This is a genomic window from Yeosuana marina (genome assembly GCF_011762485.1).
GTDB classification, from domain to species: Bacteria; Bacteroidota; Bacteroidia; order Flavobacteriales; family Flavobacteriaceae; genus Yeosuana; species Yeosuana marina.
Window position 1 is genome coordinate 1 of sequence record NZ_JAAKGI010000012.1, and the last position, 14,610, is coordinate 14,610.

General features: G+C 31.2%; 12 protein-coding genes. 7 read left to right on the forward strand and 5 right to left on the reverse strand.

The window, feature by feature from the left end:
- From G5V56_RS11390 to G5V56_RS19065, 5 genes are all read left to right on the forward strand, one after another.
- A partial coding sequence (locus G5V56_RS11390) for a gliding motility-associated C-terminal domain-containing protein (protein WP_166965066.1) occupies positions 1-1,990 on the forward strand: 1,990 nt, incomplete at its 5' end.
- 11 nt (positions 1,991-2,001) lie between these two features.
- Positions 2,002-2,928: a PorP/SprF family type IX secretion system membrane protein gene (locus tag G5V56_RS11395; RefSeq protein ID WP_166965067.1), complete on the forward strand. Its 927-nt coding sequence runs from the start codon at positions 2,002-2,004 to the stop codon at positions 2,926-2,928.
- 11 nt (positions 2,929-2,939) lie between these two features.
- Entirely contained in the window at positions 2,940-4,853 is a 1,914-nt protein-coding gene (locus tag G5V56_RS11400) for an OmpA family protein (protein ID WP_240911300.1), read from the forward strand.
- A gap of 69 nt (positions 4,854-4,922) precedes the next feature.
- Complete coding sequence (locus G5V56_RS19060; RefSeq protein ID WP_240911301.1) at positions 4,923-5,774, forward strand: tetratricopeptide repeat protein; 852 nt, start codon at positions 4,923-4,925, stop codon at positions 5,772-5,774.
- A 48-nt stretch (positions 5,775-5,822) separates the two neighbouring features.
- Complete coding sequence (locus tag G5V56_RS19065) at positions 5,823-6,842, forward strand: OmpA family protein (protein WP_240911303.1); 1,020 nt, start codon at positions 5,823-5,825, stop codon at positions 6,840-6,842.
- Positions 6,843-6,996: 154 nt separating this feature from the next.
- On the opposite strand, the gene G5V56_RS11410 is transcribed toward G5V56_RS19065, so the two are convergent.
- The 4 genes from G5V56_RS11410 to G5V56_RS11425 form a co-directional block, all read right to left on the reverse strand.
- Positions 6,997-7,575 carry a Crp/Fnr family transcriptional regulator gene (locus G5V56_RS11410; RefSeq protein ID WP_166965069.1) on the reverse strand — a complete coding sequence of 193 codons (579 nt, stop codon included), beginning with the start codon at positions 7,573-7,575 and terminating at the stop codon, positions 6,997-6,999.
- Positions 7,576-7,667: 92 nt separating this feature from the next.
- On the reverse strand, positions 7,668-8,861 hold the full coding sequence (locus G5V56_RS11415) for an acetate/propionate family kinase (RefSeq protein ID WP_166965071.1): 1,194 nt from the start codon (positions 8,859-8,861) through the stop codon (positions 7,668-7,670).
- Between the two features lies 1 nt (position 8,862).
- Positions 8,863-10,956 carry a phosphate acetyltransferase gene (gene pta / locus G5V56_RS11420; protein ID WP_166965073.1) on the reverse strand — a complete coding sequence of 698 codons (2,094 nt, stop codon included), beginning with the start codon at positions 10,954-10,956 and terminating at the stop codon, positions 8,863-8,865.
- A 344-nt stretch (positions 10,957-11,300) separates the two neighbouring features.
- Positions 11,301-12,179: a chromosome partitioning protein ParA gene (locus G5V56_RS11425; protein ID WP_166965075.1), complete on the reverse strand. Its 879-nt coding sequence runs from the start codon at positions 12,177-12,179 to the stop codon at positions 11,301-11,303.
- A 124-nt stretch (positions 12,180-12,303) separates the two neighbouring features.
- Between G5V56_RS11425 and G5V56_RS11430 the strand changes: the two genes are divergently transcribed.
- Entirely contained in the window at positions 12,304-13,323 is a 1,020-nt protein-coding gene (locus G5V56_RS11430; RefSeq protein ID WP_166965077.1) for a formimidoylglutamase, read from the forward strand.
- 2 nt (positions 13,324-13,325) lie between these two features.
- On the opposite strand, the gene G5V56_RS11435 is transcribed toward G5V56_RS11430, so the two are convergent.
- Positions 13,326-13,907 carry an NUDIX domain-containing protein gene (locus G5V56_RS11435; RefSeq protein ID WP_166965079.1) on the reverse strand — a complete coding sequence of 194 codons (582 nt, stop codon included), beginning with the start codon at positions 13,905-13,907 and terminating at the stop codon, positions 13,326-13,328.
- Positions 13,908-14,111: 204 nt separating this feature from the next.
- On the opposite strand from G5V56_RS11435, the gene G5V56_RS11440 reads away from it, so the two are divergent.
- Positions 14,112-14,351, forward strand: a complete 240-nt coding sequence (locus G5V56_RS11440) for a hypothetical protein (protein WP_166965081.1) — start codon at positions 14,112-14,114, stop codon at positions 14,349-14,351.
- The last annotated feature ends 259 nt before the right edge of the window (positions 14,352-14,610 follow it).

Sequence of the window (14,610 nt, forward strand, 5' to 3'; positions counted from 1 at the left end):
TGATGGAGCCAGTTCGGTAAATTGTCTTGCTAATGCTACAGAAACATTCACAATGCCTACCATTCAAGATGCTTGTGGGAATACGTTAACGCCTTCGGCTGCCGTGATTACTGATACGCCCGATCCATTAACTTGTGAAGGAACCAGAACATATACTTATACCTATACCGATTGTGCTAATAACTCAGATACTTGGGCATATACGTATACCATTGATCTTACTGCCTTTATCTTACCTGCTAACGGTTTAGAAACAGTTAGTAATTTAGCTGATGCTGTAGAGCCTACTCCGCCTACTGTTACCGATAATTGTGGTAACATTTTAAACCCTACTGGTCCTGTTGTTACAGAAACTCCGGACTGTCAAGGAACCGTAGACTATACATTTACTTATACAGACTGTGCTGGTAACTCTGCTGATTGGAAATATACATATACCATCATTTTAGCGCCTTTTACAGTGCCTGCTGATGGAGCTTCTAATGTTGCATGTATTACTGATGCTGTAGTGCCAACACCTCCAACAGTGCTTGATGCCAATGGTGTTGAGATAATACCTGTAATGACTGAAAATAGTGATCCTGTTTGTCAAGGAGATAAAGTTTATACCTTCACGTACACAGATTGTGCCGGTAATACTGCTGATTGGTTATACACTTATACAATTAATGATAATATAGCTCCTGTAGCACCTAGTGCTCCTGCACCTATTACTTACGAGTGTATTGAAGATGTACCATCTCCAGGTAATTTAACTGCTGTAGATAACTGTTCAGGAAATATAACGGTTGTTGGTGTGGATAGTGTTGATAATTCTAATCCTTGTAATGTAACAATTATCCGTACTTGGACATTTACAGATGCTTGCGATAACACAAGTTCTGTCGCTCAAGCTATAACCGTAGCAGATACTCAAGCTCCAGTTGCACCTGACGCTCCTGGCAATATCACCTACGAATGTATTGATGATGTTCCTGTTGCTGGAAATTTAACCGCCGTTGATAACTGTGCTGGTAATATTACAGTTGCTGGTATTGATACTATTGATGAGACTAATCCATGTAATGTTATTATAACACGTACTTGGACGTTTACAGATAGTTGTAATAATTCTAGTTCTGTATCCCAAACTATTACAGTTAAAGATACAATAGCACCTGTCTTAACAAGTGATTTAGATACTGAAATGGATGTGAGTTGTGCCGATATTCCAGATAAACCTAATCTTACTTTTGAAGATAATTGCGATTCTAACGTAAATGTTGATTATAGTGAAACCAACACATTTGACGAGACTATTTTAACTGATTATGAAATAGTAAGAACATGGATTGTAAGTGATGCCTGTGGCAATAAAAACACCTATACACAAACACTTCACGTAACTTTAGATGAAGTAGTTACAGAAATAATTGCTGAAGACAGATGTTATGATGATGGAGTTGTTAACTTAAATGACTATTTACAAACTACAAACCTTAATGGTGTTTGGGAAATGGTTGAAGGTAATACTGATGCCACTCTTGAAGGCAATATTTTCAACCCAACGACTTTACAATTAAGTTTAGATTTTCTTCCTAAAGATGGAGGTATCGATTATCTATTTAAATATACAACTACAGATCAAGGATGTATAAGCGTTACAAATCTTGCTATGAATATTAATGCAGATTGTACGGTGTTACCTTGTGGTAGTGAAGACGTTGTTATTTCAAAAGCGATAACACCTAATGGTGATCAATGGAATGAATATTTCCAAATCACAGGAGTTGAACTATGTGGATTTGAAATGGATGTGAAAATATTTAACCGTTGGGGTGCTTTAGTTTATCAAAATAGTAATTACCAAAATGATTGGAATGGTAAATCAAGTAGCGGAGCTATTGGAGCTTCTGGAACAGTTCCAAACGGAACATATTACTATATCGTAATCTTAAAAAATAGTGGATTGAATCCTTTTACAGGGCCAGTTTACGTTGGAACCAAATAAAACTTTAACCTATGAAATTAATTAAACATTATATATTAGCGTTTGCGTTGTTTAGTTGTACTGTAGGAGTTGCACAACAGTTACCGCAATTTACACAGTACATGTACAACACAATCTCCATTAACCCTGCTTATGCGGGCAGTCGAGAAGCTTTAAGTATTGTTGGTTTACACCGAAGCCAATGGGTTGGCTTTCAGGGTGGTCCTATAACACAAACTCTTTCTATTAACACACCTCTTAGAAATGATAGGATTGGGTTAGGATTATCGTTTATTCAAGATGATTTAGGTCCACAAAATTTCTCTTATGTTTACGGGGACTTTTCTTATACCATTCCAACTGGTTATGATTCAAAATTAGCATTTGGTTTAAAAGCTGGATTTACACAATATAGTATGGATTCTGAATTTTTAAATGATCCTACAATTGCAGAAGATCAATTTTTTAGAGGATATGAAAACCGTATGACTCCTAACCTTGGGGCTGGTTTATTTTGGCATTCTACTAAATGGTATGTTGGCCTATCTGCTCCTAGAATATTTAATTCAGATTATAATAAAGACAAAAATTTTAAAGCTCTAGAACGCACTAGTTACTATTTAACTGGAGGTTATGTGTTCGATTTCAGTAAAAGTTTGAAGTTTAAACCTGCATTTTTGGTTAAAGCTACTAACGGAGCTTCACCTTCATTTGACTTAACAGCAAATTTCTTATTCAATGAGAAATTTTGGTTAGGAGGTTCTTATAGAATTAATGAACAAACTGCAGCTATTGGTGGCCTTGTAGATTTTCAAATATCAAGACAGTTACGTTTAGGATATGCTTACGAAAAGCCAATTTCTGATATTGCTAGCTATACCTCTGGTACGCATGAAATTTTGCTTATTTATGAGTTTAAATTTTTAAGTTCTAAATTAAAATCTCCTAGATATTTCTAATTGAAATTATTATGAAAATAAAAAACTACATATTAGTTTCTATTATCTTAATGATGAGTTTTTCTGTATTTTCACAACAAGGAAAACAGAAAAGAGCGGATACACTATTTAATAAATTCTCATTTGTAAAAGCTGCTAAAGTTTATAGAGACCTCATTGACAATAATTATAACAAAGACTATGCAACAAGACGATTAGCTGATTGTTACGCCTATCTAAGAGATCCTAAAAATGCTGCGAGATATTACAAAAGTGTTGTAAAACAAGAAAATGTTCCAATAGAGTATTATTACAGCTATGCGCAATCTTTAAGAGGTATAAAAGACTATAAAGAATCGCGTATTTGGTTACAACGGTTTAAAGATTCTGGCGGAGTTGTTAACTCTAACGACTTCTCAAAAGACGTTAATTTTATAACCAGTGTATTTAATGCAAAACAACAGTACTTTTTAGATAGAATTCGATTCAATTCAAAGTATAGTGATTTTGGAGCTTTCGAATTTAATGGTAAAATATATTTTGCATCTTCAAGAGATGAAGGTGTTTCTATAAAACGCATATATGGTTGGAACGAGCAACCTTTTTTAGATGTTTATGTTACTGATGTTGGAAGTAAAAAAGTTGATCATACCTCAAAATTAAAAGGTGATGTCAATTCAATCTATCACGATGGTCCTGTAACTATTACAAAAGATGGTCATACCATGTACTTTTCCAGAAATAATTATAAACAAGATATCGAGGGAAGAGACAAAAAGGGAATGATTAATATGAAATTATATAGAGCAACCTTAGTAGATAGTTTATGGACTAATATTGAAGACCTCTCTATAAATAGTAATGACTATTCCAATCAGCATGCTGCTTTAAACACAGATGATACAAAATTATATTTTTCTTCTGATAGACCTGGTGGTTATGGCGGATCTGATATTTATTATGTAGACATAAATCCAGATGGAACGTTAGGAACACCTGTTAACGTAGGGAATATTGTTAACACAGATAAAGCTGAAGGATTTCCATTTATTAATAATGAAAACACCTTATTCTTCTCGTCTGACGGGCATGTAGGGTTAGGATTATTAGATATTTATGGAACCATAAAAGGAGATAATGATGAAATTGTTGATGTTATAAATTTAGGCATTCCTATTAACTCCAATAAGGATGATTTTTCTTTTACTATGAATCCCAATGGAATTACTGGATACTTTGCATCCAATAGATCTGGTGGACGTGGTGGTGATGATATTTATGGCTATCATCGTGTTCCAACACTACAAGTAGAAGGGGTTGTTACAGATGCTATTAATACCAAGCCAATTCCAAATTCGGTTATAACTTTATACGATGATAAAGACAATCAGATTGCCTATATGGTAACCGATGAAAATGGGTATTTTCAAATAAATATTGATAGAAATAAAGATTATAAAATCGTTGCTGGTCAGAAAAAATATATTGATGACTACAGGACTTTTACCTCTAAAAACCTACAAACAGAGCTAACTTCTATAACAGCTAACTTACTATTAAATCCGGTACAAGACGTTGTAAAGCTAGCCGAATTAAATACCATTTACTTTGATTTTGATAAGTATAATATTAGAAAAGACGCAGCCTTAGAGTTAGATAAGATTGTTGATATGATGCAAAATACATATCCAGATATGGTTATCAGAATTGAATCGCATACCGATTCTCGAGGTGCCAGATCATACAATGATAAATTATCTATTGATAGAGCAAACTCTACTTACGAGTATTTAATCTCAAAAGGAATAAATCCTGATAGAATTACAAAACATGAAGGCTTTGGAGAACGTAGACTAACAAATGGTTGTGAAGATGGTGCCAAGTGTGAGGAAGAACAACACCAACTAAACAGACGTACACAATTTATAGTTGTTAAAATGGAATAATCAATTATATAAAACACAAACCTACTTTTAAAAATACTTTTGGTGTTTTTAATTAAAAACTAATACCCCATGAAGTCAAAAAACTACATATTAATTATTATTATTATACTGTTAAATATTTCGGTATTTGCACAATACGGGAAACAAAAACGGGCAGATAATTTATTTAACAAATTTTCATTTGTAGCCGCTTCAGTAAAGTATAAAGAACTTATTGATGTTAATTTCAATAAAGACTATGCTATAAGACAATTAGCAGATTGTTATGCCTTCATGAGAAATCCTGATAGCGCTGTGGTTTATTATAAAAAAGCTGTTGAACAAAATAACGTTCCAACAGAATATTTGTATAAATATTCTCAGGCTTTAAGGGGTGTTAAAGAGTATAAAGAATCTCGTTTATGGATGAGAAAATTTGAGGATGCAGGAGGCGATATTGCCGATGCAAAACTTATGAAAGATGCTAATTTCGTTACTACTATTTTTAATGCAAAACCACAATATTCTCTAAAAAAAGTAAACTTTAATTCAAAGTTTAGTGATTTTGGTGCTTTTGAACAAGGTGACAAAATATATTTTACATCATCAAGAGATGAAGGTGTATCAACTAAACATATTTACGGTTGGGATGGACAACCTTTTTTAGATGTTTATGTAAAAGATAAAAATGATAGTGTTACTCCCGTTAATCATAAATCTAAAATAAAAGGAGACGTCAACACAATTTATCATGATGGCCCTGTTACCATCTCAAGTGATGGAAAAACCATGTATTTTTCAAGAAATAACTTTAATAAAAACGTACTCAAAAAAGACAAAAAAGGAATAACTAATTTAAAAATATATAAAGCAACTCTTGTTGATAGTGTTTGGACTAATATTGAAGAACTTCCTTTTAATAGTGACAACTATTCAACATGACATCCTGCTCTAAGTAGTGATGGTACAAAACTATATTTTGCTTCAGATATGCCTGGAGGCTTTGGTGGTTCAGATATATATTTTTCATACATAAATTCTGACGGAACTTATGGAAAACCTCAAAACTTAGGAGATATTGTTAACACTAAAAAAAATGAATTGTTTCCTTTTATAAATAGCGAAGGTACCTTGTTTTTCTCATCAGACGGTCATCCAGGAATAGGACTATTAGATATATTTGCTACAACTTCAGATAAAAATGATAACATTACTAATGTTATAAACTTGGGAGTCCCTGTTAATTCAAGTAAAGATGATTTTTCATTTTTTATGAATTCAGATGGAACAAGTGGCTATTTTGCTTCTAACAGAGATGGCGGTGTGGGTAGTGATGATATTTACGCTTATAAAAGAGTATTACCATTAAAACTAGAAGGAACTGTTACGGATGCTATTAACAACAAACCTATTGCAAACGCTACCATAACATTATTTGATGCAGCTGGTATGCAAATTGCTGAAGTTCAAACAGACTTCAATGGTCATTATGAAATTAATATTGATAGAAATGCTGATTATAAACTATTAATCAGTGATCCTAAACATGCTAGTGATGCTAAACTTATTTCCTCAAAAAATATTGACAAAGCTACAAGAAGTATAACGGCTGATTTTTCATTAAACCCTGTGAAAGATGTTGTGAAATTAGCTGAATTAAATACTATCTACTTTGATTTTGATAAGTATAACATCAGAAAAGATGCTGCTTTAGAATTAGATAAAATAGTGTATATGATGACTAATACCTACCCAAATATGGTTATTAAAATTGACTCTTATGCTGATTCTAGAGGAACTAGGGTATTTAATGATTGGTTGTCGAAAAAACGTGCTAAAGCTACATTTGACTATTTAGTTTCAAAAGGAATTAATCCTGATAGAATTACTAAATATCAAGGTTTTGGCGAAGATGATTTAGTTAATGGTTGTGATGGAAGTGTTCCATGTACAGAACAAGAGCATCAATTAAACAGACGTACTGAATTTATAGTAATAAAAATGAATTGATAATTTAATTTGAATGACAAAAAAAGAAAACAGGTAATTTTAAATTACCTGTTTTTTTGTTGGTTGGCCAGTTATGATTTATTTTAAATAAATCGCTATTAATCAAAACTTTTTCAAATATAAATTATTCATATTTTGTTTTCATTAACAAATGTTAAGAAGACTCTTTTAAACTTTTCCGTATCCTACTTAATTGAACTGGTGTAATACTTAAATAAGACGCTATATGATATTGAGGTATTAATGAATCTATATCTGGAATTCGTTTTTTGAGTTGTAAATAGCGTTGTTTGGCATCAAGTGAAATCAACTCAAGTTGGCGCTTTTCATACTTTATAAAAACATGCTCAACTATTTTATTGTATAGATTACTAATAACAATATCCTGCTTACAAAGATTCTTTAATTCTTTAAAATCTATTTCATATACTTTACAATCTGTAAGCGTTTCATAGGTTAATTTTGAAGGCTCTCCTTTAATTAAAGAAGTATACGGACCCACAAAACAAATAGGCATAAAAAAGTTTTTATTAAATTCTTTACCAGATTCAGTACTTAAATAGACTCGCATCAATCCAGAGACAAGCATGTATAATTTTGAAGTATTATCCCCTGCTCTGGCTATTTGTGTGTTAGCTTCAAGGCGTTTAAATGTAGATATGTTTTTAAGCTTATCAAACGTCAGCTCAGAAATATCAATAAATGAGTTTAAAAATGAGAGATTACGATTCAATTTACACTTAACAAATTTGATATTAAAATAACATTATGTTATCAACATAATTAGCAACAAATATAAAATTAGTTATTATATATATTTAGTTTTTAATGTATTAAAGCAAAACATTGTTTTGCAATCTCCAATTCTTCGTTGGTTGGAGCTACTAAAATTTTCACGTTCGACTCAGGAACATTAATCGCTCGTATAGTATTACCACGTACATCATTTTTTCTATGATCTAAATGCAATCCTAAGAACTCCATATCTTCACAAACAATTTTTCTTATAACACTACTGTTTTCGCCAATTCCTGCCGTAAAAACAATAGCATCAAGACCATTCATTGCAGCAATATACGATCCTATATATTTTTTAATTCTATAGCCATTCATATATAAAGCCAAACGACAATCTTCATCACCTTCTGCCGATTTAGATTCTATGTCTCGCATATCACTATATCCTGTAAGACCTAGCATTCCACTTTTTTTGAGTAAGATATCATTAACTTCCTGAGTAGAATATCCTAATTTATCAATTAAGTAAAATATCACCGACTGATCAATATCTCCTGCACGAGTTCCCATAATTAATCCATTAGCTGGTCCCATACCTAAAGAATGGTCAATAGCTTTTCCATCTTTTACAGCTGTAATACTGCAACCATTTCCTAAATGAATCGTAATAATTCTAGAATGATCAAAATTATGGTCCTTTAAATACTGAATGGACTTTTCTGAGACATATTTATGACTAGTACCATGAAATCCATAAGCTCGTATATCATTGTCATCTAAAAATTCTTTAGGAATAGCATATTGATATGCTTTTTGCGGCATGGTTTGAAAGAAAGCAGTATCAAAAACTGCAACTTGTTTCGCTTTTTTAAATACTTTTTCAGCAACCTCAATACCCTTTAAATTAGGCGGATTATGCAACGGTGCCAGCGGAATAAGACTTTCTATTTTATTTTTAATTTCTGGAGTAATTTCTACTGTTTTAGAAAACGTTTTTCCGCCATGTACAACTCGGTGTCCTACAATATTAATTTTATCTTTATCATCGATTACACCAAACTTCTTATCTAACAAAAAGTTTGTTATTTGTAGTAATCCCGTTTCATGATCAGGAACTTCAACTTCTTTGGTCATTTTAAATTCTCCTGATTTGTAGGTGATTAATGCTCCATCCAGCCCTATACGCTCGACCAAACCACTCGCCGCAACGCTTTCTTCAGGCATCTTAATAAGTTGATATTTAATTGAAGAGCTCCCTGAGTTTATTACTAAAATATTCATGTTAAATTCCTTGTGCTTGAATTGCTGTTATAATAACAGTGTTAAAAATATCATCTACTGTACATCCTCTACTCAAATCATTTACAGGCTTATTAAGACCTTGTAACATCGGTCCGATAGCCAATGCCCCCGTTTCTCTCTGAACTGCTTTATAAGTGTTGTTACCAGTATTTAAATCTGGAAAAATTAATACAGTTGCTTGACCTGCTACTTCTGAGTCTGGCATTTTACTTTTGCCTACGCCAGCATCTACAGCCGCATCATATTGAATAGGTCCTTCAATTTTTAAATCGGGCCGTTTTTGTTTTACTATTTCAGTTGCTTTTCTAACTTTATCAACCTCTTCACCTTTGCCCGATGTACCAGAGGAATATGATAACATAGCTATTCTTGGTTCGATTCCAAAAGCAATACTAGATTCTGCAGATGATATTGCTATTTCCGCCAATTGCTCTGCATTAGGATTTGGATTAATCGCGCAGTCACCAAAAACAGAGACTCTATCATCTAAACACATAAAAAATACCGACGATACTACAGATACCGAAGGTTTCATTTTTACAAACTGTAAAGCTGGTTTAATAGTATGCTGTGTGGTATGAGCTGCTCCCGAAACCATGCCGTCTGCTAAGCCTTTATAAACCATCATAGTTCCAAAATAAGAAACGTCATTCATCAAGTCTTCAGCCATATCAATCGTGACACCCTTAGCTTTCCGTAATTCATAAAATGTATTTGCAAAATCTTTAGAATATTCAGAGTCCATTGGATTGATAACAGTTATTTTATCTAAATCCAATTTCAAACCTAATCTAATTATACTCTCATATATCTGATCCTTATTTCCTAGAATTGTTAAATCTACAATATCCATTAGAATTAATCTTGCAGCTGCAGCAATAATTCTATCGTCATTGCCTTCCGGTAAAACAATATGTTTTCTAGATGTTTTGGCTCTTTTTAATAAATTATACTGAAACATTCTTGGTGTAATACCACTATTTTTAAACGTATAAAACTTATCAGAAAGTCTATCTACATTGCAATACTTGTCAAAAGTATTTAATGACATTAAAATTTTATCTTTATTTTCAGCATAGACATGCGAGCGCACAGCCCCTATTCTATTTGCTACTTCAAATGTTCCTAACTTAACAGATAGTATTGGAACTATTTGCTGCAAACCTTCAATTAATTTAACAATAGGCTCCTCAGGTAACAAACCTCCTGTTAAAACAATTCCTGAAATAGCTGGATAATTAGTAGAAATATTAGCTTGTAAAGCTCCTAAAATAATATCGGCTCTATCACCTGGTGTAATAATTAAACAATCTTGCTCTAGTTTAGTCAAATAATTTCGTAACTGCATAGCCCCTACTTTAAAACTAGTTGTTTGATTATTTAAGTGCTCTTTTCCAAAAATAATTTGAGCATCAATAGCTTTAGCAATTTCTTTTACCGTAGGGTTTTTTAAAGAAGGAATTAAAGGAATAGCATTTACCAATACATCCTTAGGCAAATTTTGTTCAACACCTTTAATAACTAGGTCTAAGTTTTTTTCTTGTACTTTATTCGCAATAACAGCTAAAACCTTTACTTCTTTTTCATTAAATGAATCGTAAGCCAAATGTAAACCGTTAACAAACTCGTCAAAACTTTTACCAACACCACTGGAAACTATAATAGCAGGTATACCTAAATTTTTTGCAATTAATATATTAGCATCTAGTTCTATAGCAGTACCTTCTCCAGAAAAGTCAGTTCCTTCAACCAGCATGAAATCATTTTTCTCCTCAAGAGCCTTATACTTTTCTATTATTTTATCAAAAATTTCACCTTCTTTTCCAGAATTTCTTTTATTTATGTATTCATTCCTAGTAAATGCAAAGACATCTTTATAATCAATGTCCAAATCAAAGTGAGATAATATAGTATTGATATGATTATCCCTTTTCTCCAAGGAATCACCATCAATAATAGGTCTAAAATAACCTACTTTAGCTGTTTTACCTAGCAACATTCTCATTAAACCTAGTGCTACTATAGACTTACCACTATTAGGTTCACTTGTTGCAATATAAATTGCTTTATTCATTTTGTAAATTTTTTACAAAGTTACTTTAAAATTTTTATGTAAATAAACATTGAAGGTAATAATATCAAGGGTTTTGCTGATTTTTTTATAACTTAATTTAAGTGTTATCTTCTTTAAAAGAACAATGATTTTTATCATGTTTTTCAACTTTTCACCGATTATTGTTTTTAAATGATTTTACTTAATAATTTACATTTTATTCATGCTTTTTTGATGATTTAAAAATTTTTAAATTCGAAATTATCATATCGATATATGACTAACTAAATAATCATTCATTAAATTTTGGACATAAAAAAACCGAAAGATTTTGTCTTTCGGTTTTAATATCTATTATTCTCTTTTTATTTGAGAGTAAACTCTGAAGTTGATACTAAATCTTTTGAATTAAACACATTAACAACATAACGTCCTTTTTCAAAATCTCCCTTACCAGTAACGAATTCACAAATATTAAGACTTGAATTTTCGTAATTAAATTTACTAATAATGCTATAGTTAATTGTTTTATCTCCAAAAACAACTTGTTCATTTGCGCCTAAAGTATTATTTTTTGGGTCTATTACTTGAACGTATAATTCTTGATCTCCTGCTTGAACTAATTTATTTTGAGCCACTGTAAAACATACTCTAATTTTGTCAGTACGGCTCGCTCTTTCTGTAGGGATTAATTTTCCTGAAGTTCTTTCAATAACTCCAAAACCTTTTAAACCTATTGTAGATAATACAGAAGCATTTTCCATAACTTCAGCTAATGCCGTGTTTTGAATCAATAATGAATCTGTAAACATGGTTCTTTCTTCTAAACGAACACGTGTACTATCTAACGAAGTCGCTAAATATGAATTTTCAACTCGTAAAGAATCGTTTTGTGCTAATAACACATCCATTTCTTTTTGAAGTGACATATACTTTTGTTTATATCTCCAAAGGCTTTTAACATTGGTTTCAGAAATTTTTAAAGAGTCTATCAACCCTTGAATACGCGCTCTGGCTTCAATTAAATTATTATTAGCAACCTCATTTTCGCTAATAGCATCATCATATTGCTTAGCCATAGCGTTTAAATCATTCATTACTAATTGTTTTTGCTCTGTTAGGTCTTTTTTTGTTTTGTTACTTTCTTTGTAAAGGTTAAGCGAATAAAATGCTGTTCCTAAAAAAAGGACTAAAGCAATACCTAACGCTACTTTTAACCCCATACCACTTTTACTATCTTCCATAATTACTTGTTTTTAATTTTTAAAGAGTTTACTGATTTGATTTTCTAAATTTAATACTTATTTTTTTTAATGTAATGAATAAATAAAACTGTATTTTTAATTATTCAAAAAATTTACTGCTTCTATGGATAAACTAGTTTTATTTAATAATTCTGAATTAAAAAAATTACTAAACAAGCGTTCTGGTGAATCCAAATTTGGCGAACATGTTAACCTGTTAACTTCCATTTCTAACATATACGAACAACTTGAAAATTTGGATGTTACGCATGTAATTATTGGTTTACCCGAAGATGTAGGTGTTTTTGCAAATTACGGAAAATCAGGAGCTTACAATACTTGGAATACGGTATTAAAATATCTATTAAATATTCAAAATAACGAATTCACAAATGCAAATCGTGTTTTAATTCTTGGACATCTTGATTTTACTGATGAAATGTTGAAAGTTTCCAAGTTAAATCAATCAAAAAGAAAAGATATTTTAAAAGCTAGAAAAATTGTAAAAAAAATTGATGCACATGTTACTCATATTATACATCAAATTGTTTTAGCTGGAAAAAAGCCTATTATTATTGGAGGCGGTCATAACAATGCTTACGGAAATATTAAAGGCAGTTCATTGGCTCTAGGAACTCCTATAAACGTTGTTAATTTTGATGCTCATACTGATTTTAGACCAGAAGAAGGTCGTCATAGTGGTAACGGGTTTTCTTATGCTTATGCTGAAGGATTTTTAAAAAACTATTTTGTATTTGGTTTGCATGAAAATTATACTCCTGAAAAACTTTTTAACTCATTAAAAAAAATAAATTCTATAGCTTATAATACCTTTGAATCTATTGAAGTTAGAAAAGAATTATCGTTTAAAAGTGAGATGAAAAGAGCTTTAGAGCATGTTAGTTCTACCGCTTTTGGTATTGAAATTGATTGTGATGCTATTCAGAATATTTCAAGTAGCGCAATGACACTAAGTGGTTTTGGTGTAAACAAAACACGAGCCTTTGTAAACTTTTTTGGAAAACATGAAAATACCTACTATCTGCATATCTGCGAGGCTATAGCTACCCCAGAAAACGAAAGTCAAATTGGAAAACTAATTACGTACTTAATTACAGATTTTATGAGAGCAAATTCTCATTAACACTATAGTAATTTATGTATTTGGGCGTATTGTAATAAAACAATAGTTCTTGTATCATGAATGTCTCCATTATTTAACATAGCAACTGCTTTTTTAAATGGTAATTCTAAAACTTCTATATCTTCATGCTCGCTTTCTAAACCACCACCATCATTTACTTTCATATCATCTGAATACTCACCAACAAAAAAGTGCATTTTCTCAGTCATAACCCCTGGAGAGGAATACGCTTCAAATACTTTTTTTACATTTTTTAATCTATATCCTACCTCTTCTTCTGTTTCTCTTATAATGCAGGCTTCTGGATTGTCTTTGTCTAACATACCCGCACAAATTTCAACTAACATACCGTCTTTATTGTCATTCATATAAGTAGGCATCCTAAATTGTTTTGTTAAAATTACTGTTTGCTTTTCTTTATTATACAACAATATTCCAGCACCGTCTCCCCTGTCGTAACATTCCCGTATTTGTGTAACCCAAGTGCCAGAACTCATAAGGTAATCAAATGTAATTTTATTAAGTGTATAATATTGTTTTGAAAGCAATTCTACTTGTATATTCTTAATCTTGTTAGAAGACATAATATTGAAAATGATATTTAAATTTATTCAATGCAATTTCGTTAAAAAATATTAGCTCTGAAATTTAAATTGTAGATTATCTTAGTAACCATATGTTTATATGAATTTAAATTCATGATTTTCATATGGTTATAATATTTTTTATTATAGATTGACAAAAAATATTATATTTGGTATGCTATTAACCCAAATCGGTATTTAACAATGCTTTTAAATTATATTCTAGGTTTTTTATTACCAATTGCGTTAATAGAACAAAGTGACATTGTCACGCTCTTAATTATTGTGGTTGTATTTTTTTCTATTTTATTGATTTTAGGTATCAGAAAATCATATAAGCTTAAAAAAGAAAATGAACGCTTAGATAAGATCAGTGAAGAATTAGCAAAACAAGAAGAGAAGTACAAAGATTTCACTGAAGGACATATGTATGGTGATAATTAATAATTTAACGTTATGATTGAATTTATATTTACTTTACTTAGTTTTTTACTCATATTGATCTTAGGAAAATGGGCGAAAAGAGTACTATATGTTCATGAACATGAAGAATCTATCAATAATGAATTAGACACCTTTAATTCCAATATTCAAGCAATACACCAATTAGAACAAAAATCTGATTACACTTTAGGTTCAGGCCATATCTATGAATAAAAAAAACGCCCACTTTTCAGTGAGCGTTAAAATAAAAATTTTCTTT